The 20,277-nt window shown below is 70.8% G+C and carries 19 protein-coding genes and 1 tRNA gene; 8 read left to right on the top strand and 12 right to left on the bottom strand.

What is annotated here, in order from left to right:
* Nucleotides 1-130: 130 nt before the first annotated feature.
* Both AV521_RS20020 and AV521_RS20015 read right to left on the bottom strand, forming a co-directional pair.
* A complete protein-coding gene (locus tag AV521_RS20020) occupies nucleotides 131-4,219 on the bottom strand; it encodes a WD40 repeat domain-containing protein (RefSeq protein WP_076089847.1) in 4,089 nt (1,362 codons plus the stop codon).
* A gap of 474 nt (nucleotides 4,220-4,693) precedes the next feature.
* Nucleotides 4,694-5,245, bottom strand: coding sequence for a hypothetical protein (locus AV521_RS20015; RefSeq protein WP_076089846.1), 552 nt, complete (start codon nucleotides 5,243-5,245; stop codon nucleotides 4,694-4,696).
* Between the two features lie 196 nt (nucleotides 5,246-5,441).
* Here AV521_RS20015 and AV521_RS20010 point away from each other — a divergent pair, with 196 nt between their 5' ends.
* Together AV521_RS20010 and AV521_RS20005 are read left to right on the top strand one after the other, a co-directional pair.
* Nucleotides 5,442-5,924, top strand: a complete 483-nt coding sequence (locus tag AV521_RS20010) for a hypothetical protein (RefSeq protein ID WP_076089845.1) — start codon at nucleotides 5,442-5,444, stop codon at nucleotides 5,922-5,924.
* 77 nt (nucleotides 5,925-6,001) lie between these two features.
* Nucleotides 6,002-6,187, top strand: coding sequence for a ferredoxin (locus AV521_RS20005; protein ID WP_076089844.1), 186 nt, complete (start codon nucleotides 6,002-6,004; stop codon nucleotides 6,185-6,187).
* Nucleotides 6,188-6,233: 46 nt separating this feature from the next.
* Here AV521_RS20005 and AV521_RS20000 read toward each other — a convergent pair whose 3' ends face one another.
* Entirely contained in the window at nucleotides 6,234-7,013 is a 780-nt protein-coding gene (locus AV521_RS20000; RefSeq protein WP_179023242.1) for a glycosyltransferase family A protein, read from the bottom strand.
* A 187-nt stretch (nucleotides 7,014-7,200) separates the two neighbouring features.
* On the bottom strand, nucleotides 7,201-7,545 hold the full coding sequence (locus tag AV521_RS19995) for a DUF6344 domain-containing protein (RefSeq protein WP_076089843.1): 345 nt from the start codon (nucleotides 7,543-7,545) through the stop codon (nucleotides 7,201-7,203).
* Nucleotides 7,546-7,894: 349 nt separating this feature from the next.
* Here AV521_RS19995 and AV521_RS50105 point away from each other — a divergent pair, with 349 nt between their 5' ends.
* Together AV521_RS50105 and AV521_RS19985 are read left to right on the top strand one after the other, a co-directional pair.
* Nucleotides 7,895-8,023 carry a DLW-39 family protein gene (locus tag AV521_RS50105; protein WP_003999697.1) on the top strand — a complete coding sequence of 43 codons (129 nt, stop codon included), beginning with the start codon at nucleotides 7,895-7,897 and terminating at the stop codon, nucleotides 8,021-8,023.
* 154 nt (nucleotides 8,024-8,177) lie between these two features.
* On the top strand, nucleotides 8,178-9,581 hold the full coding sequence (locus AV521_RS19985) for a hypothetical protein (protein ID WP_076089841.1): 1,404 nt from the start codon (nucleotides 8,178-8,180) through the stop codon (nucleotides 9,579-9,581).
* Here AV521_RS19985 and AV521_RS19980 read toward each other — a convergent pair.
* Complete coding sequence (locus AV521_RS19980; protein ID WP_076089840.1) at nucleotides 9,545-11,041, bottom strand: serine/threonine protein kinase; 1,497 nt, start codon at nucleotides 11,039-11,041, stop codon at nucleotides 9,545-9,547. The genes AV521_RS19985 and AV521_RS19980 overlap by 37 nt on opposite strands.
* Nucleotides 11,042-11,293: 252 nt before the next feature.
* Nucleotides 11,294-11,842: a helix-turn-helix transcriptional regulator gene (locus tag AV521_RS19975; RefSeq protein WP_076089839.1), complete on the bottom strand. Its 549-nt coding sequence runs from the start codon at nucleotides 11,840-11,842 to the stop codon at nucleotides 11,294-11,296.
* Between the two features lie 183 nt (nucleotides 11,843-12,025).
* Here AV521_RS19975 and AV521_RS19970 point away from each other — a divergent pair.
* Both AV521_RS19970 and AV521_RS19965 read left to right on the top strand, forming a co-directional pair.
* Nucleotides 12,026-12,098 (top strand) — tRNA-Ala (locus tag AV521_RS19970).
* Nucleotides 12,099-12,873: 775 nt separating this feature from the next.
* Nucleotides 12,874-13,569 carry a helix-turn-helix transcriptional regulator gene (locus tag AV521_RS19965; protein ID WP_079249336.1) on the top strand — a complete coding sequence of 232 codons (696 nt, stop codon included), beginning with the start codon at nucleotides 12,874-12,876 and terminating at the stop codon, nucleotides 13,567-13,569.
* A 72-nt stretch (nucleotides 13,570-13,641) separates the two neighbouring features.
* On the opposite strand, the gene nudC is transcribed toward AV521_RS19965, so the two are convergent.
* The 5 genes from nudC to AV521_RS19940 all read right to left on the bottom strand — a co-directional run bounded on the left by nudC (nucleotide 13,642) and on the right by AV521_RS19940 (nucleotide 17,863).
* Complete coding sequence (nudC, locus tag AV521_RS19960; protein WP_076090030.1) at nucleotides 13,642-14,550, bottom strand: NAD(+) diphosphatase; 909 nt, start codon at nucleotides 14,548-14,550, stop codon at nucleotides 13,642-13,644.
* A gap of 23 nt (nucleotides 14,551-14,573) precedes the next feature.
* Entirely contained in the window at nucleotides 14,574-15,272 is a 699-nt protein-coding gene (locus AV521_RS19955) for a type 1 glutamine amidotransferase domain-containing protein (protein ID WP_076089837.1), read from the bottom strand.
* Between the two features lie 3 nt (nucleotides 15,273-15,275).
* On the bottom strand, nucleotides 15,276-15,890 hold the full coding sequence (locus AV521_RS19950) for a methylglyoxal synthase (RefSeq protein WP_079249335.1): 615 nt from the start codon (nucleotides 15,888-15,890) through the stop codon (nucleotides 15,276-15,278).
* Between the two features lie 116 nt (nucleotides 15,891-16,006).
* Nucleotides 16,007-17,101 (bottom strand): NADH:flavin oxidoreductase/NADH oxidase, encoded by a 1,095-nt coding sequence (locus AV521_RS19945; RefSeq protein WP_076089835.1) that lies wholly within the window; start codon nucleotides 17,099-17,101, stop codon nucleotides 16,007-16,009.
* Between the two features lie 57 nt (nucleotides 17,102-17,158).
* Nucleotides 17,159-17,863 (bottom strand): beta-ketoacyl-ACP reductase, encoded by a 705-nt coding sequence (locus tag AV521_RS19940; RefSeq protein ID WP_076089834.1) that lies wholly within the window; start codon nucleotides 17,861-17,863, stop codon nucleotides 17,159-17,161.
* Nucleotides 17,864-18,268: 405 nt separating this feature from the next.
* On the opposite strand from AV521_RS19940, the gene galE reads away from it, so the two are divergent.
* On the top strand, nucleotides 18,269-19,255 hold the full coding sequence (galE, locus tag AV521_RS19935; protein WP_076089833.1) for a UDP-glucose 4-epimerase GalE: 987 nt from the start codon (nucleotides 18,269-18,271) through the stop codon (nucleotides 19,253-19,255).
* A 327-nt stretch (nucleotides 19,256-19,582) separates the two neighbouring features.
* On the top strand, nucleotides 19,583-19,810 hold the full coding sequence (locus tag AV521_RS19930; protein ID WP_076089832.1) for a hypothetical protein: 228 nt from the start codon (nucleotides 19,583-19,585) through the stop codon (nucleotides 19,808-19,810).
* A 20-nt stretch (nucleotides 19,811-19,830) separates the two neighbouring features.
* Here the strand turns inward: AV521_RS19930 and tatA are convergent, their stop codons facing one another.
* On the bottom strand, nucleotides 19,831-20,112 hold the full coding sequence (gene tatA / locus AV521_RS19925) for a Sec-independent protein translocase subunit TatA (RefSeq protein ID WP_076089831.1): 282 nt from the start codon (nucleotides 20,110-20,112) through the stop codon (nucleotides 19,831-19,833).
* Nucleotides 20,113-20,277: the final 165 nt, after the last annotated feature.

The raw sequence follows: 20,277 nt of genomic DNA, 5'->3' as shown, positions 1-20,277 counted from the left end.
GCGGGGGCGCCGTGAAAAAGGCCCGATCGCTGGCGACGGGGGATGCACCAGCGATCGGGCTGTGGCCAAGGGTAACAAGACTGGGCGGCTCGTGGGGGCAAGTCGGCCGGGAATCAGTCAGGTTGGCCGATCATCGACCGCACGGAGGGCCGTAGGAGAGGCGGGGCAGGTATTCGTGCCATCTCTGCGGGGTCAGCACGCCCCGGGTGACGGAGCAGATGTGTTCGATCGCCGCGTCGGTGTCCAGGCTGAGGAGCCGGACCGTGTTGTCGCCGCTGGAGAGGCCCAGGACGCGGCTCCTGGGGCTGAAGGACAGGAAGTTGCCCGTCTGGCCATTGGGGCTCATCGACTGGCCGATGGGCCTCGCCGAGCCGGGGTCGGAGACGTTCCACAGCCGGACGGTGTTGTCGTCGCCGCCACTGGCCAGAATGTGCCCGTCGGGGGTGAACGTCAGTGAGGTCACCGCCTCGCTGTGGCCGATGAGCGGCTTGCCGAGCGCGGACACCGAGGTGGGGTCGGTGACGTTCCACAGCCGGACCGTGTCGTCGTCGCTGCCGCTGGCCAGGGTGTGGCCGTCGGGCGTGAACGCGAGTGCGTTGACCGGCCCGGAGTGCCCGGCGACCGGGGTGCCGAGCGGGGCCGGGCGGGCCGGGTCGGTGACGTTCCACAGGCGGATGGTGCTGTCCGCGCTGCCGCTGGCCAGGGTATGGCCGTCGGGGCTGAAGACGAGGGCGTTGATGTACCCCCGGTGGCTGCTGACCGGCTTGCCGAGCGGTACGGCGTGGGCGGGGTCGGTGACGTTCCACAGCTGGAACCTGTGGTCGTCGTAGGCGGTGGCGAGGGTGTGGCCGTCCGGGCTGTACGCCAGCGCGTTGGGGCCCATGAAGCGGTTCTGCAGGGCGAGGGGCGCTCCGGCGGGGACCGGACGGCCGGGGTCGGTGACGTTCCACAGGTACACCAACCGGTTGGGGGTGAGGACCACGAGGGTGCGGCCGTCGGGCGAGAACAGCACCCGCCGGCCGTCCTTTCCCTGCATGAACGGATCGCCCAGCGGCACGGGCCGGCCGGGCCGTGCCACGTTCCACAGCCGGACCCGGCCGTCCCGGGCCACCGTGGCCAGCACCTTTCCGTCCGGGCGGAACACCGCGCTGCGGCCGATCACATCGGTGGTCGGTACCGACCACAGCCGCACCTTGCCGTCGCCGCTGCCGGTGGCCAGGGTCCGGCTGTCGGGGCTGAACCCCAGGGCGTACATCTCGCCGCTGCTGCCCGCGAGCGGCTGGCCGACCTGCGAGGGGGACGTCGGATCGGTCACGTTCCACAGGCTCGCCGTGCTGTCCGCGCTCGCCGCCGCCAGTCTGCGGCCGTCCGGGCTGAACGCCACCGACCAGATCGGACCGGTGTGGCCGGTCAGCGGGGAGCCCAGCGCGGACGGGTGCGCGGGGTCGGCCACGTCCCACAGCCGGATCGTGTCGTCCGCGCTGCCGCTGGCCAGGGTGTGGCCGTCGGGGCTGAACGCCACCGAGTGCACGAGGTCCGTGTGGCCCTTCAGGGCCGTGGGGTACGGCTTCGGGTGGCGCGGGTCGGCCGTGTTCCACAGCAGGATCGTGCGGTCGTCGCCGCCTGCCGCGAGGGTGTGGCCGTCAGGGCTGAACGCGAGGCTGCGCACCGCGGCGCTGTGGCCGGTCAGCGGGGAGCCCAGCGCGGACGCGTGGGCGGGGTCGGCCATGTTCCACAGCCGTACCGTGCGGTCTTCGCTCGCCGAGGCCAGCGTGTGGCCGTCGGGGCTGAAGGCGATCAGGTAGATCGTGCCCTTGTGGCCGGTGAGCGGCTTGCCGAGGGGCCGCGGGTGGGCGGGGTCGGTGACGTTCCACAGCCGGACTGTTCCGTCGTCGCCGGCGCTCGCGAGGGTGCGTCCGTCCGGGCTGAAGACCGCGCTGCTCACCCAGCCGGTGTGCCCGGTCAGCGGCTTGCCGAGGGGCGTGGGACGGCTCGGGTCGGCCACGTTCCACAGCCGCACGGTCCGGTCGTAGCTGGCCGTGGCCAGGGTCTTGCCGTCGGGGCTGAAGGTGGTGAGGTAGACGGCGCCGGTGTGGCCGGACAGGGGGGTGGCCAGCGGCGCGTTCACGATCGAGATCAGCCGGCTGTACGTCCCCTCGTCGTCCGGGCGCAGCTGATGGGCGACCAGGTCGAGCTGCGCGGCCAGGGACGGATCCGTGTGCTGGACCCGGTCGGCCTCGGCGAGCACCTGCTCGAAGACGGCGTCGTCCCGCTGCTGCCAGGCGATCACCGCCGAAACGCCCGCGACCAGCGCCAGCACCACCAGCGCCGCCACCGCGGCCCGGCTGATCCACACCGTGCGCTTGCGCAGCCGTACCGAGGCGGCCAGGAACTCCACCGCGCTGCGGGTCAGGAAAGTGTCCCCGGCCGATCTCGCCCAGCTGCGGGCCTGCTCCAGCCGGGAGCCCCGGTACAGCAGCGAGCTGTCCCGGCCCGAGCCCTCCCAGGCCCGGCCGTCCTCCTCCAGCCGCTGGCGCAGCAGCTGGTCGCCCCGGTCGTCGTCGATCCAGTGCCGCAGCCGGGGCCAGGCGTGCAGCAGCGCCTCGTGGGTGATCTCCACGGTGTCCGCGTCCAGCGTCACCAGCCGGGCCCGGACCAGGGCCTCAAGCGACTCCTCCGTCTTGCCGGGGTCCGCCGACTCCGCCGCGAGCTGGCGCCGGGTGCCGCGCCGGCGGGTGGCCTGGGTGTCCTCGCCGAGGCGGACCAGTCGCAGCAGGAGCAGCCGGGCGGCCGCACGGGCCGCCGGGTCGAGTCCCGACCAGGCTCGCTCGGCGGTCGCCGCTACGGCTCCCTGGATCCCGCCAGCCGCGCGGTAGCCGGCCAGCGTCAGCCGTCCGGCCTTGCGGCGCTGCCACGTGGCGAGCAGGGCGTGCGAGAGCAGCGGGAGCACGCCCGCGTCGTGTGCCCCGCGCGGGCCGTCGGCGCTCACCTCGCGGACGATCAGCTCGGCGAGCCCCGCCTCCAGCTCCAGACCCACGGCCTTGGCCGGTCCGGTCACCGCGTCGCGCAGCTCGGCGCTGGTCAGCGGGCCGAGCACCATGTGCTGGTGCTGGAGGGCGTCGGCCAGTTCCGGATAGCCGAGGCACTGCTCGTAGAAGTCGGCGCGGACGCCGAGGACGACGAGGACCGGGGCAGGCCCGTACGAGCCGGCGGACGGGGTGCAGGCGGCGTGCAGCAGCTGGATGAACGTCCGCCGGTCGGCCTCGTCCGGGCAGAGCGTGAACGCCTCCTCGAACTGGTCCACGACCACGACCGGCCGGGTCTCGGGGGCCGCCTCACGGCGCGCCCACTCCGACACGGCCTCGCGCGCCGCCCGGGCCACCCGGGGCGACTCGGAGCCGGGAACCCCCGGGTTCTCCGTCGCCTCCTGCTCGGCCCGGCGCGCGTCGGCGACGACGTCGGTGAGATCGGGGATACGACGGACCAGCTCACCCAGGGGGTCGGCACCCGGGACGAGGTGCAGGACGCAGCCGGCCGCGTTCTTGCCATTACCGCTGGAGCTCGTGGGGGAGGAGGGGGCGTCGGCCAGTGCGCCGGAGTCGTCGCGCAGGGCGCCGCCGCGCAGGGCCGGCACCAGGCCGGCGTTCAGCAGCGAGGACTTGCCCGCTCCTGAGGCGCCCACGAGCATCACCAGGCCGCCGGTCCGCTCCGCGGCCCGCAGCTGTGTGACGAGCGCACTCGTGCTCCGTTCCCGGCCGAAGAACCACCGGGCGTCCTCCTGCCGGTAGGGGGCCAGCCCCCGGTAGGGGCAGACACCGCCGGTGACGGACGGGGCCTCGGCGGGCGGCCGCCGGTCCTCCTCGGCGGGCGGTGCGGGCCGGTCGCCGACCGGGTCGGCCAGCGCGCGCTCCCAGAGCCGCTGCCAGTGCGCGAGGTCGTACAGGCCCGAGGACACCGGCGCGGGCCGCAGCCGGCGCGCCTCCGGGATCAGGATGTGCAGCACCGCCGCGAGGGCGGTGAACTGGGCCGGCACGTTCTTGGCCCGGCGCCAGTCACTGATCCGCTGGGCCGACACGCGCACGGGCCGCCCGCGCTCGTCCACTCGCTGCAGCCGTACGACCGCCTCGGCGACGCTCTTCAGGGGAGGGTTTCCAGCCTCCTTGTAGAGCAGCGCGAGGCGCTCGGCGAAAGCTGTGCGTGTCCCTGAGTCGGAACCCAAGGCCCCACCCCTTTACTTTCCCCCCGCATCTGGACGTCCGGACCGGAAAACCCACCTTATACGGCTGACCTGCGGATAAGCACTGGGCCGGAGGTCGCGGTCTCCTCGCGGGCGGGCAACAGATGGCAGGATCCGGACGCGGTAGCGGACCGGTCACACACCGTCCGGCGCCGTCCCGCACCATCCGAACAGGCCACGGCCCTGGGCCCGGCGAGACGGAGCCGCAGCGCCGAGGGATCTCGGCCAACTTCTACCGACGACCTACGAGCGGACACCGCCTTCGGGCCGCTCCCCTTCTTCGACCCGTGCCGAGCCGACATGGCACGGGTCGACATCCCGCACCGTTCGGCACCGGTCCCCACGAGGGGAGGGACCGGTGCCGGGCGGGTGGGGGTGTGTCCGGGCGGACCGGGTGACGTTTCACGTGAAACATCACCCAGTGTCATGCGTTCTGTCTGATCCGCGCGCTCTGCCTCAGTTGGTCGTGATCGCTTCGAACCAGCCGGCCGCGCGGGCCGTGGCCACGGCGTGCCGCTCGGCCTCCTCGGCGCAGGCGTTCAGGGCCGCGTCCTGGCCCCGCGCACTGCCCCCGGCAGCGGCCGCGGCGGCCTGGGAGGCCGCGAGCGCGGCGCGCAGAGCCGTGGTGCAGGCGACGGCGGACGCCGTGGGCGATGCCGTGACGGATGTCGTGGCCGAGGGTGTGGTGTCGCCGTCCCGTGCCGCGGCCACCTGGGCGGCCAGTGCCGCGGTGGCGGCGGCGTTGCGGGCGCAGCGGGCGTCCGCTGCGGGATCTGGGGCGGCCGCGGTCAGCGCGGCGAGGGACTTGGCTGACAGCCGCAGCGCGTTGGCGGCCCGGCCGACGGGGTCCCTCGGTACGACCTCGGCCTGGTCCTGACCGACACCGGCGTACCGGCACGCGGCGACCGCGCGGTCGTGGGCGCTGTGCGCGCGGGCCCCGTGGAGCCTGCGCAGCGCTTCGGCCTCCGTGATCGCTCCGGCGGCTGTTGCTGCTTCCTGTTCGCCCATCCTCGGCCTCCCTCGTCCGGGACGACACCGCACCCCGCTCCGGGGTGCGGGCAGGGTGCCATGCCGGCCGTGAAGAGACCAGAAGCACGGGTCGGGTCCGGGCGGACCCTGGTCATCTGACGAGCCGTCAGATACGGTTCCCTCCGCCGGCTGTTCCCGCAGGGGTGAGCGTCCTGTTCCCGAAGGGGTGTGTGCCATGCAGAAACGTCCCCCGTGCCCGCCACCGCCCGGTGCCCCGCGCTGGGTCGCGATGTTCCACCGGCCTGACCAGGACTCCTGGACGGTGGGCGCCGAGTCCCCCGACCGGGCTCCGGTGCTGTACGCCGTCGGCGACATGACCCAGACCGTGCGGGCGCGCGGCGAGGAGGTGACGGTCGCGCTGTGGGGCCCCGATGACGGCACTGACGGCGCCTGGCACCTCTTCGACGCCCCTACCGCGAGGGAAACCGCCCCTGCCCCCGCCGCCCCGCCCGCGCCCGGCGCCGGTGCGCCGGCCAAGCTCGCGGAACGCATGACCGGCCGTCGGCACCAGGTCCTCCTGGCCGGTCTGAGCAAGGCGGGCCTGTACGACCTGGGCGCCGAGGACGGTGAGGCGGTACGGGCGATGGCCGAGCTGCTCGACGAGCCGACGGTCCGCCGGGTGGCCCACTGGCTCTCGGTCGCCGGCGGGCAGGGGTAGCGCGCACGGGTCCGGTTCGGTGTGCCGTTCGCCGGGCAGTGACGTCCTGGAAGCCACCGTCTAGGGCTGGAGGGCGTATGAAGGTCTCCGTCGACCGCTCGCTGTGCTACGGCTCCGCCGAGTGCGCGCACCGGGCGCCGGACGTGTTCGCGTTCGACGACGGATACGGCGTCGTAAGGCCCGGCCGGGAGGAGTCCGCCGACGACCCGCGGGTCCTGGAAGCGGTCGAGAAGTGCCCGTCTCAGGCGATCACGCTCAAGTGACAACTCAACGTCCTCGGACCGTAACTCGACGTGCTCGGGCGGTGGTTCAGGGAGTGTGGGCGTCGGCCGGGTAGGTCCACCCGAGGTCGGCCAGGGCGCGGGCCCGCGCCTCGGTGACCGTCGTACGGGCCGCGCGCTCGACGGGGTCTACATGGGACGCCTGGCCCGTGACCTGGCCGTCCCACTTGCGGTACAGCAGGCCGGCCTCCGCCGAGAACCAGCCGCGGCTCACCGCGTCCAGCGCCAGCAGCAGGCCCGTGTCCTCGGAGGCCGGCAGGGCCATCCAGCCGCCGAGTGCGACGAGCAGCTCCCGCCGGACGCAGAGGGTCGCCGGATGGACCGGGGCGCGGAAGTCGTTCCGCTTCCAGTGATCGAGCACGGAACCGCGGTCGAGCGGGCCGTCGTCCGGGTCGTCCGGGAAACCGGCCGTGGAGCCGTCGGGCAGCAGGTCGAGGGCCCGGGATGTCGTCCAGCCGATGGTGCGGTCCGCCTCCAGCACGGCCAGATCGCGGGCCAGGGTGCCCGGCGTGAGCCGGTCGTCCGCGTCCAGGACCTTCACATACGTGCCCCCGGCGCGCGCCAGCGCGATCGTACGGGCGACTCCGGGCCCGCCCGGCCGGCCCCGGCCGAAGCTCACGCGCGCGTCGTCCGGGACGTACGCGCGGACCTCGTCCGTCGTGCCGTCCTGCTGGATCACCCATTCCCAGTCCCAGCCACCGGGCAGCCGCTGCTCGCACAGGGAGGCGTGGGCCTCCGTCAGGAAGCGCGCGGACGGGCCGTGGACAGCGGTTATGACGGTGACGCGCCGGGACACGGCGGCACTCACCACCTTTCCGGGAGCGGAGTGGGTGTGTGCGCCATGGTGTCCGTCATGTCGCCCGGGTGACAACGGCGGGTGAGAACAGCGCAAGACCCCCGGCCCAACCTGGCCGGGGGTCTGTCCGTATCGACTGATGCGTACGCAAGTCGCCCTGTGTCGAGACGTCGCGGTGTTGCGAGGGGGAGGCGGAGGGTCAGCAGTCGAGTCTCGCCGCCGTGGGTTCTTCAGGAACGGCCGTGCTCTCCGGGGTGTCGGTGAGGGGACGCTGTCGGCAGCTCGGGGACTTTCCGTGGGCCTCGGCCCGGATGCGTTGCTTCATCGTGGGGGGCAGTGCTCTGGAATAGGACCAGGCCCAGTGGCGTGGCGCCGGGATCGTCGGGACGGTCCGCTGTGCGGTACCGGTGCGGGTGCTCTCGGTCTGAGGTGCCGCCGTCGCGGTCGTGGCGGTCGTGGTGGTGATGAGTCCGAGCGCCGTGCACAGCGCGAGGAAGGCGGTGACGATGGCGGTCCACAGGTTCATGACCTTGTTCTGGGTCATGGCCCCTCACTTTCGGGTTGGGCGATTTGCGTACTTTCCTCATGATGTGTATGTGGGCCGCGAAGTGGTGGACCTACGCCCGTGGCGCGTCGATGTTCAGATCAACACCACCCGGATGGCGGTAAGAGGGCCGGAAAACTCCCAAAAGCTGGTGAGGGTGAGCGAAGAGGGAGCAAAGTAACGGTCCGTGGAGGTGTGATCACCCTCCGATCGGAACGGCGCCGGACCAGGGCTATTGCGCTGCCGGAGGCGGGAGTTGGGGCCCGACGCAGATAACCGATCGATATCGGTCGGTGTGTATAGTCGGGCGCCAGAGGTCCCCTACGTCAAGGAAAGACGAGGTCGCGCGGTGAAGAAGCTGCTCCTGGTCGCACTGGCCGCCATCGGCGGGCTCCTCGTGTACCGCCAGATCCAGGCGGATCGCGCCGAGCAGGATCTGTGGACGGAGGCGACTGACTCCGTGCCCACGGGTTCGTGAGTGCCGATACCAGAATCTGAACAGACCCCGACCGCCTGCGCGGTCGGGGTTTTGTGTTGCCCCTCCAGTGCCGCTTCCTGTTGCGGGGGCCCGGCGGGTGCTGTAGGCGTTCATGTGGTCCGGTACGGAGAGTGCGACCAGGGGAGGGCGGCACGTGCGGGGGCGAGGGCGACGTACGGCGTGGCGGTGGCGGGAGCGGGAGGGGCGGTTCGGCCGGCGGGCGGTCTTCGGCGCCGGTGCGCTGCGGACGGTTCTGCTGTCGGGACTGTGTGCGCTGCTCGTCCTGCCGGCGGCCGGTACCGCGACCGCGCCCGCTGCCGCCGCTGAGGACGGGCGGTCGTACGCCTTCGCACCCGGCGCCCGCGATGTCGCGGGCACGCCGGACCCGGCGACGGCCGAACGGCTGGACCCCGGCCGTGTCTACCGCAGCTCCCTGCCGAGGAACGGCAGCCTCTACTACCGGCTCGACCTCACCGCCGCCGACACGGCCTACGTCCCCGTCACCGCCGTACCCCCGGCGAACGCCACCGTCTCCGCCACCGACGGCATCAGGGTGTCGGTCCAGGACGCGCACGGCACGCCCTGCGGCTACGCCTCCGCCCGTTTCGGGGCGGGGCTCAGCCCGCGCCCGGTCACCGCGCTGGGACAGCGGGAGGCGGGCAAGACGCTGTGCCAGGGCAAGGGGACGTTCTCTGTGCTCGTCCAGCGCCTCGACGCCGAGGGCTCCGGTACGGCAGCCCCGGCACAGCGCTGGGACCTGGAGATCGCGCCCGCCACGGAACCGCGCCCGGCCCGGGCCGGCTCCACCTCCGCACCGCAGACCTGGGACTCCGCCACCCCCGAGCCGCTCGGCGGTACGCCCCGCGACGCCTCCGGCGGCACCGGTTTCGCCTCGGCCCGCCCGCTGGGCCAAGGGGTGTGGCGGACCGGTCTGGTGCCCGGTGAGACCCGGTTCTACAAGGTGCCGGTCGACTGGGGCCGGCAACTGAACGCCTCGGCCGAACTGGACGGTGCCTCGGGGCACGGGTATGTCGGCGGCGCATTGAACCTCTCCCTCTACAACCCCGTCCGCGGCTACGCCGAGGACGCCGCCCTCGGCTACACCGGCATCCGGAAGCCCGCCGTACTCGCACCGCTCCCGCCGGTGGAGTACGCCAACCGCTACGCCGCTCCCGCCGGGGTGACCTCGGTCCGCTTCGCCGGCGACTACTACCTGGTTCTGCATCTCAGCGAGCAGCTGACCAGCCTGTACGGGCGGGGTCCGTTCGGTGTGACGCTGCGGGTCCGGGTGACCGGGCGGGCGCATGCGGGGCCGCAGTACGCCGGGCGGCCCGTGCCGGGCGATGTGTTCACGCTCACCGGGCCGGACCAGGCGGCGGCGCTCACTGGGGGCACGGGGGGCACCGGGAGCACCGGGGGCGGGGGCGACTCCGGGATGAGGCTCGTAGCGATCGGCGGAATCGGTCTGGGGACCGCGCTGCTGCTGGTGCTCGCCGTCTGGACCGTGACGGCACGGCGGGCTCAGACCCGGGTCAACGCCCAGAAGCCCACCGCGTAACAGGCCAGGGCCAGGAGCAGCATCGGGATCGCCACCTTGGCCGGCGGCCCGCTCCGCCGACTCCGGCCCGCCCGGCGCGACCGGCTCGCCCTGTGCCGTTGCGCGGGCGCGCCGGAGACCGGCCGAGGCGGGGGCGGAGGCGGAACCTGCGCGTTCTGGGTGGTGTACGAAGCGGTGGAGGCATCGCCACGATGCCCTGTCGTCGCGCTCGGGGTGGGGGTGTGGGGAGAGAAGTACGGCTGGTGGGGCGGGAGTTGGGAGGAGGGTTCGGACGGGGGCTGGGGCTGTGGGACGTACGAGGGGTAGGGGGAGGGAGTGGCGGCCTGAGGCAGCTGCTCGACGGCGTGCTGGGGTGGTTGTCGGTGGTACGGCTCAGGGGCCGGGGGCTCTTGGCGGTACCGCTCGGGAGTGGAGGGCTCTTGGGGAGGCGGGAGACGGAAGCTGCCGGTGTCCGAGAGGGAGCCGGTGCCCGGGTCGTCGTGGGAAGCCGTGCCGGGGCCGGGGCCGGCATCCGGCGCCGGAGTCGTGTCCGCGCCCTCGACCGGCTCGACCAGTTCCAGGGCCACTCCGGAGGCCTGCTTGAGGGGGCCTTCGGGGGCGAACCCGGGTGGGAGCGGCCCCAGTTGGTCGAAGATCTCGATCAGCTCGTCGTCGGGTTCGGGCTCCGGCAGGAGTTCCGCGGCGGTGGCGAGGGCCTTGCGGGCACCCGTGGCGGTGCGGAAGCGCGCGTCCGGGTCGGGCTGGAGCAGGGTGGCGACGACCTGCCAGAGCGGCTCCGGGATGCCCTTGGGCGGCCCGGGCGTCCCGTGGTCCGCGAAGTGCTCCACGAGCGCCTTGGCGTCGGGCTTGGCGCCTTCGAGGAGATACAGCGCGACCAGCCCCACGGCGAACAGGTCGGCGGGGAAGTCGGGTTCGGAGCCGAGCATCTGCTCGGGCGCGAGATAACCGGGCGTGCCCACCACGAGGTTGGTCTCCGTCAGCCGGGGTTCGCCGAGCCGCATGGCGATGCCGAAGTCGGACAGCCGCAGCCGCGGCCGGCCGGTTCCGGTGGCTTCGAGGAGGACGTTGGCGGGCTTGATGTCCCGGTGGATGACGCCCTCGGCGTGGACGGCGGCGAGGCCGGACAGCAGCTGGTCGAGCAGGGTGCACACGAACGCGGGCGGCAGGGGGCCGTAGTCACCGACGAGATGGACCAGTGAGCCGCCGCCGACCAGGTCCATGGTGAAGAGCACCTTGTCGTCGTCGGCGGCCCAGCTGGCCGGGGCGAGGACATGCGGGTGATCGATCCGCAGGGCCTGCTCGCGGACGAAGCGCAGCAGGGAGTGGGCGTCGCGCTGCTGGAGCACCTTGGCGGCCACATAGCGCCGTCGGCGGTGGTCCCAGGCGCGCCATACGGCGCCCACGCCACCGCGTCCGATCGGGTCGGCCAGCTCGTACCGTCCGGCGAAGACCTCACCCATGAAAGCCCATCACTCCTCCCCCTGGCCCCCCGCCAGTCCCTCTGTCCCCTTACTTCCCCGCTTCCCCGCTTCCCCGCTTCTCTCGCTTCCCCCTGACCTTCCCCGGTCTCTCCCCCGCGATGACTGGGTGAGTGAGATGAGTGATACGACCCCGTCCTCGCCCGAGGACTGGTCCCGCTGTCCCCCGATCCCCCCAGGGACCTGGGCCCCGGCCCGGCTCCCGGACCCCCTCCGTGAACCGGGCCGGAGCTGCTAGTTCTGGTGGGACTGGTAGTGCGCGACGGCGTCGGAGGTGCGGCCGGCGCCGTAGACGCGGAGGAACTCAGCCAGTTCCGGGTGGGTCGGGGCGAGGCTGTCGGCGGCATCGATGATGTCGCCCGCGGCGGCCACCGAGCGCAGCAGCGACTGGATCTCGCGGACCACCCGCTTGACCGTCGGCGCGCCCGAACCGCTCGTGGTCTGGGTGGTGTTGCTGAGCACGGAGCCCCCCTGCGACTTCTTGATCTCCTCCATGCGCTGGGTCGCCTCGGCGGCACTCACACTGCCGTCCGCGACCTGGGCCGCCAGCTCCTGCAGCAGCTGCACCCGCTGGACCACGGCGGGATTGCCGATCTTCGCGCGCTGGCCGCTCATCAGCTGCGAGAGCATCGGAGCGGACAGCCCCAGGACCGCCGCGAGACGGGCCTGATTGAGCCCGAGATCTTCGATGAGCTTACGGAAGAGCGCCCCCAACGGCTCTCCGTACCAGTTCCGCTGCAGCTCCCGCGCTCTCGCGGTGGCTTCCTGCTGTGCGGCGTCCATTGCGTCTCCCCATCGCTTCCCCTGAAAAACCGCGGTTCGCTGTAGCGAACCACGTCGAGCATCTTACGGAGAGTGGTCATCTGCGGGGACCCCCAATCTTTTTGCGGAACACCGGGGGTGACCCGGTACTCTGGTCTGCAGCACCCGCCGGAACGCGACATCTCCGGCAGGTCGCTGCTTCCCGGGGCCTTAGCTCAGTTGGTAGAGCGCCGTCTTTGCATGGCGGATGTCAGGGGTTCGACTCCCCTAGGCTCCACTTATCAAAGCCCCTCTGAGCTGCGGAAACGTGGTTGGAGGGGTCTTTTTGTGCCGGTTTTCCGTGCTGACGTGTCAGCGAGGTGGAGCGTGAGTATCGCGCCGGGGACGTCGCCCAGGGGCCCGGCCACCAGCGCGGCCGCATTCTTGTGAGCAGGTGGGCTCGTCACCTTGCTGTCCCTCGAAGACCCTTGCCGTCCCTCGAAGACCCTTGAAGGCGGCCCTCGTGGCGCGCATGGCCCGCGCGCTCGGAGCGTGGAACGGCCTCCTCTTCCGCTCGTGCTCACCCGATCCGACGCCCGCCGCACCCTGACCCCGGGCTGTGGAACTTCCAAGGCCGGCCGGCGTCGAGTGATGACCCTGTTGCCGTCGACGGCTTCGGCGGCAGCTTCCCCGGCCACCGCAAGAAGGCGTCGCTCGGTACCTATTAGGGTTTCTTGTGGAAGCTATTCGAATTCCTTCTGGAAGAAGGGCTGAAGCCACGCGATCGTCCCGGTTCTGCCACAGAAGAACCGGCTTTTGTCCCGCCCCTGCCACAGTCGAGCAGCCGACGCCGGATCTCCCCGTTCTCGCCCGGGTTTACCGAGTCATGGAAAACCGGACAGCCGGTATCCTTGGTCGTTCAGCAAGGCCGAACGGGGGAATATCCTGTGACACACGAACCGGGCTCTCCGGACAATCTCTCCACACTTGTGAGGGACTGGCGCAGACGCCTCACCCGGGATCGGATCCCGGAACTGAGGGGAAGCCACCAGGCCACCCAGGCCAGGTCCAAGATGGTCAGCCAGGAGGACATGGCCCGGATGACCGGTGTCAGCAGCGTCTGGTACGGGAAGTTCGAACGGGGCGTCGCGGCGCAGTATTCGGAGGACTTTCTGAACCGTGTCTCCTGCGCCCTGAGACTGGACGAGGCCGAACGAAAGCTTCTGTTCCTTCACGCGGTCGGCTGGGAGCCGACGAGTCCTGCGAATTGCCAGGAGACCGGCATCACCGACGGAGTCCGTCGGCTGCTCGAACTCCAGCCCTGGCCCGCCTACGCATCCGACACGGCCTGGGACGTCGTTTACCAGAACCGGGAATTCAGCGAATGGTTCCCCAACGGACTCACCGGCCAGAACATCGCCAAAGAAGTGTTCACTTCCGATACCGGCAGACGAATTCGCTTCCACCGCTGGGAGCAGGAGTGGGCCGGGCCGATGCTGGCCCAGATGCGGATGGCGCAGGCCCGCCACCCGGAGAACCTCCGGCTGAGCGCGGTTGTCGACGAGATCCTCGAAACCAGCGCATGTGCACGCCGGCTGTGGAGCCGGCACCAGGTCGTCGAGCATGCGAACGGGAACCGGCGCGAGCTGTTCCTGGCGGGCCAGGAGACACCGACGACCATCGAGATCGTCATGACCTCCCCGCTGGGCAACGGGGGGCTGCGGCTGGTCTCGCTCATCCCGGTGCAGCTGTACGAGGGCTCCAGGTAGCAGGGTCATTGACTGGCGTTGCCCGGAGACAGGGCCGGGGCAACGCCAGTCAGCAGGTCAGAGACTCCTGGCTCACCAGGAGTTCGACTGCGGAAGCGGACCGCCATGCCAGTGTTCGATCATCACCCGGGCGATCGACACACCGGACGGCAGCGCCACCGCTCCCTCGGCCATCGCCTCCCGCAGCTGAGCCCGGGAGAACCAGCACGCCTGGGCGATCTCCTCGCCGTCCACCGTGATCCCCGGATCCGTGGCCCGCCCGAAGAAACCGATCATCAAGCTCGCGGGGAACGGCCATGCCTGGCTCCCGGCGTACTCGACCGAGTCCGTCCGGACGCCGACCTCCTCCAGCAGCTCCCGGCGGACCGCCTGCTCCAGGGACTCACCGGGGTCCACGAACCCTGCCAGCACGGACCAACGGCCCTCGGGCCACGCCGAGTTCCGGGCCAGCAGGCAGCGGTCCTGGCCATCGGTGACCAGCATGATCACCGCCGGGTCCGTACGCGGGAAGTGCTCCGTCCCGCAGGAGAGACAGCGCCTCATGTGCCCGCCGAAGGCGATTTCGGTGGAGTGCGCGCACCGGGGGCAGAAGGGGTGGGTCCGGTGCCAGGTGTCCAGTGCCACGGCGTGGACCAGCAGCCCGGCGTCCCTGGCGGTCAGGAGGGCCGCGATCTCGCGGAGTCCGGCCTCGCGAACACCGGGTGCTCGGCAGGACTCCAGGTCAGGCACCGAGACGGCGAAGTAGTCCACCCCCGCGGTGTCCGAGCCGAGGAAGTACCGCATCCCGTCGGGTGCCGCCGAGGACGGCAGCAAGACGACCTCTGCCTGCCCTGTACCGTCCTCGGCCACCAGGGTCCGGTCCTGTGCCACCAATACCACCCGGGTACTGTCCCGGAGCCACGCCGCACTCAGCCAGGCCTCGTCCGTCCGGTGCTCCCCGGCACGCCCCACCGTGGCCCGGGACAGCGCCGGCTCCGGCATCCCGGCAGCGGTCGCGGTCCGCACTACGCCTCGTTTCCCGAAGCGAGTGTCCGCACCGTGAGCTCGGCCACCCGCGCCGCGGAGGCGGGATTCTGTCCCGTCACCAGACGGCCGTCCGACACAGTGTTCTCGGCCCACATCGGACCGGTGCGGACCTTGGCCCCACGCTCCGTCAGCCGCGTCTCCAGGAGGAACGGAACCACCTCGGCCAGCCCAACCGACACTTCCTCGTCGTTGGTGAAGACCGCGACCTCCTTGCCGTCAACGAGGTAAGTGCCGTCGGAGAGCCGCAGATTGACCAGGGCGGACGGGCCGTGGCACACCGCCGCCACCACACCACCCCGCTCGTACACCGCCCCCGCGAAGGCGGTCAGCTCGGTGGCATCCGGGAAGTCCCACATCGTCCCGTGCCCGCCGACGAAGTACACGGCGGTGTAGTCCATGGGATCGAGCCGGTCCGCAGTGGGCGTGTCGGCGAGCTGCGCGGCCACCACCGGATCGGCAAGGAACCGGGCTGAATGCTCGTCGTCGGGTTCGAAACCGTCCAGCGGCGACGAACCGCCGCGCACGGAGACGAAGTCGACCTGGTAACCGGCCTTGGTGAAGACCTCATGGGGGTGCGCCGCTTCGGGCACGTAGAACCCGGTGCTGCGGCCCGTGTCTCCCAGCTCGCCATGGCTGGTGAGTGCGAGAAGGACCTTTGTGGGCGGAGACGAGGACACGGCTTACCTCTGGGAGGGGACGGTGGGGGTACGGCGGGAGCGGCGTTCGCCCCATGGGCCACGGCGGGGAGCCGAAGAGGGCGTGGACGTGTCGGCCCACCGGGATGCCGGGGTCCGCCGTGAGGTGGTCGGGACGACCGAGCCCCGGGAGGCGGCGGGGTTCCCCGACGGCGTCCGCCGGGCGACGGCACCGGGCCGCGCCGACGGCGTCCGCCGTCGGCCGGCAGCGGCACCGGCGCCCTCCGGCCGGCTGTTCGCGGCCGGTGACTGCAGGATGCGGTCGGCGCTGGCCGGGTTCAGTGCCATCGGGATGTCCTGAAGGACGGTCAGCCGCATGAGTGCCTGCACATCGGGGCTGTGCGGGTGCAGTCCCATCGGGTCCCAGAAGAAGATCATCAGATCTATCCGTTGATCGACGATCATCGCGCCGATCTGCTGGTCACCACCGAGCGGACCACTGGCCACCTGTTGGACGGCCAGCCCGAACCGCTCTGCCAGCAAGGCGCCGGTGGACTCGGTCGCCACCAGCTCGTGCCGGGCGAGTTCGCGATACCGATGGCCGACCCAGTCGACCATCTCCGTCTTCATCCCGTCATGGGCTATCAGCGCGATTCGCATGTCACATACCCCCGGTAGTGAATTCGGTGCTGTGCGCCGCGACCGTGTCCGTCGTCGCGGTCCCGACGAGTGGTCGCCGTGCTCATCCGTCCTCCGTCTGCTCCGGCGCCCACGGCTTATACCGCGTAGCCGTACTGGTCGGGCCAGTTCGACTCGGCGCCGAGCTTGGCCGCGGCATACTGCGGCCAGTACGGATTGCGCAGCAGTTCGCGGCCGAGCAGCACGACGTCGGCCCTGCCCGCCTCCAGGATCTCCTCGGCCTGCCACGGCTCAGTGATCTTGCCGACGGCGCCGACCAGCATCGAGGTCTCGCCCCGCACCTGCTCCGCCAACGGAACCTGGTAGCCGGGACCGACCGGGATCCGGGCGTCCGGGGCGATGCCTCCGCTGGACACATCGAGCAGGTCGATGCCGTGCTCCAGCAGCTCCCTCGCCAGCCGCACGGTGTCCTCGCCGGTCCAGCCCTCGCGGTCGTCCCGGGTGTCCTCACTCAGCCAGTCGGTGGCCGACGTGCGGAAGAACATCGGGAGGTCGTCCGGCCAGACCTCGCCCACCGCGTCCACGATCTCCAGAGCGAGCCGGATGCGGTTCTCGAAGGATCCGCCGTAGGCGTCCGTCCGCTTGTTGCTGTACGGCGAGAGGAACGAGTTGATCAGGAAGCCGTGGGCCCCGTGCACCTCGACGGCCTGGAAACCGGCCTGCAGCGCCCGCCTGGCAGCGCCCGCGAAGTCCTTGACGATTCCGGCGATCTCACGGGTCGTCAGTTCGGTCGGCGTCGGGTAGTCGCCGAACGGTACCGCGCTCGGACCCACCGTCTGCCAGCCTCCGTCGGCCGGGGAAACCGCCTTCCCGCCGCGGAAGGGCGCTGCCGTCGAGGCCTTGCGCCCGGCATGGGCCAGCTGGATCGCCGGAACGGTGCCGTGCTCCAGCAGAGAGTCGTTGATCTTCCGGAACGCCTCCTGCTGGCGGTCGTTCCACAGCCCGAGGCAGCCGGGGGTGATCCGGCCCTCCGGGTTGACCGCGGTGGCCTCGACCATGATCAGGCCGGCTCCGCCCACCGCGCGGGTGGTCAGGTGGGTGACGTGCCAGTCGTTGGGCACTCCGAGTTCGGGGCCGCTGGAGGCCGCGGAGTACTGACACATGGGGGCCATCCACACACGGTTGGGGACGGTCAGATTGCGAAGCCTGATGGGCTCGAAGAGTTTGCTCATGTCTGGCCTTCTAGGAGTGGCGCTGAACGGGACCTGAGAGTGATCCGGGCTGGGGGCTCAGTGCCCCATGCCGAGGCCGCCGTCGACGGGAATGACCGCGCCGGTGATGTAGGCGGCCTCCGGTGAGGCGATGAAACGTACGACCGGGGCGATCTCACCCGGCTCGGCCATCCGCCGCAGCGGGACCTGTCCGCAGATCTCGTCCCTGCGCTCCTGGGGGAGCACGGCTGTCATGTCGGTCGCCACAATGCCCGGCGCCACGATGTTCACGGTGATTCCGCGACTGCCCAGCTCCCGGGCCAGCGAACGGCCGAAGCCGATCAGGCCCGCCTTGGTCGCCGCGTAGTTGCACTGGCCTGCCTCACCCGACATGCCGACCACCGACGAGATCAACACGATCCGTCCCGACCTGGCCCGCAGCATCCCTCGGCCGGCGCGCTTGACGACCCTGAAGACCCCGCCGAGGTTGGTTGCCAGCACGGCGCCGAAGTCCTCTTCGTCCATCCTCAGCAGCAGCCTGTCCCTGGTGATCCCGGCATTGGCCACCACCACCTCGACCGGCCCGTGCTCCGCCTCGACCTCGGTGAAGGCGCGTTCCACGTCGTCCGCCGACGTCACATCGCAGCGAACCCCGAAGAGCCCCTCCGGCGGTTCGCCCGAGCGGTACGTGACGGCGACCCGGTCACCGGCCGCGGCGAACTCCCGGGCGATCGACAGCCCGATTCCGCGATTCCCGCCGGTAATGAGAACTGAACGTCCCACAGTCTTCTCCCTTGCCTGTCGTGCACGGCAGCCATCATGCGGATGGCTCCCCCGCCGGCACCGACAAGTCAGAGAGTAGAGACAAGGACCAACAACTCGCACTTTCGAAAGTTCCGGTTGTGAGATGCCTGACGTGACTCCATCCAGCTGGCGGGGCAGGCAAGTTGACAATCCATGCGGTGGTCTTTTTCACTGAACCCCTGAGGACCGGGGGCACATGACTGCGTGAAAGGGCCGCCCCTTCGGCCGACGATCGTTCGCGACGCATCCATCGCCCCGAATTCGGCAGGCTCCGAGCTGTTGTCCGCAGGCCCGGTGCTCAGCCCCGAGTCCTCCGAGCGCCGGTGCCAGGTGACCAACTACGCATCGCGGATGACTACACGAACGACCAAAGGAACCACGCATATGAAGTTCTGGCTCGTCGCAGGCGGCGCCGGCTACATCGGCGGACACGTCGTAAAAGCAATGCACGACGCAGGAGAGCACGTGATCGTCGTGGACGATCTCTCCACCGGAACGAAGTCCAACGTTCCCGACGGAGTTCCCCTCGTCGTCGCCGACGTTCGCGATGAACGAGCCTTGGACCAGGTTTTCCAGGAATACCGGGTGGAAGGCGTCGTCAACCTGGTCGCTCGGACACAGGTCGGCGAATCCGTCGAGCTTCCCTTGGCTCATTACCACCAGAACGTCGAGGGTTTCCGCGTCCTGCTGTCAGCGATGAACACCGCCGAGGTACGGAAGCTGGTGTACTCCTCCAGCGCCTCCGTCTACGGGATGCCGGATGTGGACCTGGTCACCGAGGACACCCCGTGCTCCCCGATGAGCCCGTACGGCCAGACCAAGCTGATCGGCGAATGGCTCGGCATGGCGGCTCACGAGGCGTACGGGGTGGACGTGATCAACCTGCGCTACTTCAATGTCGCCGGGGCCGCCACCCCGGCCATGGCCGACAAGCGCGTGCTGAACCTCGTCCCGATGGTCTTCGAGAAGCTCACCGCCGGTGAGGCACCCCAGATCTTCGGCGACGACTACGCCACGCCGGACGGCACCTGCGTGCGCGACTACATCCACGTGGCCGACATCGCCTCCGCACATCTGGCCGCCACCCGCCACCTGCGTGAGCACGACGGCGTCGCACGGACTTTCAACGTCGGCCAGGGCAAGGGACTTTCGGTGCGCGAGCTGATCGAGGTCATCACCACGGTGACCGGCTATGGCACCGAGCCGGTCGTGGTCGACCGCCGCCCGGGAGACCCGGCGAAGGTCGTCGCGGACGCCACTCCGATCAAGCAGCACCTGGGCTGGTCCGCCCGTTACAGCGTGACGGACATGGTCTCCTCCGCCTGGGAAGGCTGGTGCCTGCGCCACCCCGAGGCACGCAGGGCCGCCTGACCGCTTTCCAAGGCAAGGTCCAGGAGCTCGGGCCGACTGCGCGCGCCGCGCCAACCCCGACGAAGGTCTTCGAGGGCGAACGGGACGCGCCGCGCGAAGAAAGCCGGTTCGGCTCCGCTGGGCTCCACCCGGGGAATACCCTCCGACCTGCGGAAACGCGGTGTCGGGGGGCATTTTTGGTGCGTCATCGGTGCGCAGGCGGGCGCGCAGAGGGCGCGAGTGCCTGGGCGGCTTGGGCCGGCAGTCGCCGTCTCGGGTGAGCCGTGCAGGCTTCTTCAGCACCCGAGCGACACCTATAAAGAGTTGCGCAAGCTCTAAACTGTCGGCGTGGAGACGACTGATGCGATCTGGGAGACCGCCGTGCTCGACGGCGGGCCGGCGGACGGCTTGCACATGAGGGTTTCCGACCGGCCGCGAGTGATCCAGGTGACCTACCCCTGCCCCGTCGACGCCGCCCCGTCCGGCGTGCGCGCGGAAGGCGTGTACGTCTATCGCCGCGACTACGGCGTGACCGGTGAGCCGCTGCGGTACGGCTTCGATGTCGCCAGTCCCTGAGGAGCGCGGCGTGTGCGGCGTCAGCCGGCCGCGTGATTCTCCTTTGTGGGGCGGGTAGTTCCGGTCTCTTTGGGGGGCGCCTGGATGACCCGCAGCGCCGGGTCGGCGGGTGCGTCCCCGGTCGCGGCGGCGGGGGGCTGTATGCCGCCCGCCTCCTTCATGGCCTTGGTCTCGCTCTTGAGGATGCGCAGGGACTTGCCCAGCCCGCGGGCGGCCTCGGGCAGCTTCTTCGAGCCGAACAGCGCGATGATGACGATCGCCACGATCAGCAGGTGCCAGGGTTCCAGTCCGTTGCGGAGCATCCCGCCCGCCTCTTCTCTTCTGCCTTTATTGCTATTTTGCGCAACTGTACAACTGATCTCAGGCGTCGGAGTCGGGTTTGCCGCGTGCTGCCGCGTAGGCCTGGGAGGGGGTCATGGAGACGCCGTTGAGGTTGACCGTCTTGTAGGGGCTGACCTTGGCGCAGG

Origin of the sequence: Streptomyces sp. IMTB 2501, from assembly GCF_001953885.1 — a bacterium.
GTDB lineage: Bacteria > Actinomycetota > Actinomycetes > Streptomycetales > Streptomycetaceae > Streptomyces.
This window is presented reverse-complemented; position numbering and strand designations above follow the sequence as displayed.

What these genes read in the sequence shown, in the direction of transcription:
- AV521_RS20015 (WP_076089846.1), bottom strand. Translation starts at nt 5,245, where the DNA reads ATGGGCGAACAGGAAGCAGCAACAGCCGCCGGAGCGATCACGGAGGCC.
- AV521_RS20010 (WP_076089845.1), top strand. Translation starts at nt 5,442, where the DNA reads ATGCAGAAACGTCCCCCGTGCCCGCCACCGCCCGGTGCCCCGCGCTGG.
- AV521_RS20005 (WP_076089844.1), top strand. Translation starts at nt 6,002, where the DNA reads ATGAAGGTCTCCGTCGACCGCTCGCTGTGCTACGGCTCCGCCGAGTGC.
- AV521_RS19995 (WP_076089843.1), bottom strand. Translation starts at nt 7,545, where the DNA reads ATGACCCAGAACAAGGTCATGAACCTGTGGACCGCCATCGTCACCGCC.
- AV521_RS19980 (WP_076089840.1), bottom strand. Translation starts at nt 11,041, where the DNA reads ATGGGTGAGGTCTTCGCCGGACGGTACGAGCTGGCCGACCCGATCGGA.
- AV521_RS19975 (WP_076089839.1), bottom strand. Translation starts at nt 11,842, where the DNA reads ATGGACGCCGCACAGCAGGAAGCCACCGCGAGAGCGCGGGAGCTGCAG.
- AV521_RS19965 (WP_079249336.1), top strand. Translation starts at nt 12,874, where the DNA reads ATGGTCAGCCAGGAGGACATGGCCCGGATGACCGGTGTCAGCAGCGTC.
- nudC (WP_076090030.1), bottom strand. Translation starts at nt 14,550, where the DNA reads ATGCCGGAGCCGGCGCTGTCCCGGGCCACGGTGGGGCGTGCCGGGGAG.
- AV521_RS19950 (WP_079249335.1), bottom strand. Translation starts at nt 15,890, where the DNA reads ATGCGAATCGCGCTGATAGCCCATGACGGGATGAAGACGGAGATGGTC.
- AV521_RS19945 (WP_076089835.1), bottom strand. Translation starts at nt 17,101, where the DNA reads ATGAGCAAACTCTTCGAGCCCATCAGGCTTCGCAATCTGACCGTCCCC.
- galE (WP_076089833.1), top strand. Translation starts at nt 18,269, where the DNA reads ATGAAGTTCTGGCTCGTCGCAGGCGGCGCCGGCTACATCGGCGGACAC.
- tatA (WP_076089831.1), bottom strand. Translation starts at nt 20,112, where the DNA reads ATGCTCCGCAACGGACTGGAACCCTGGCACCTGCTGATCGTGGCGATC.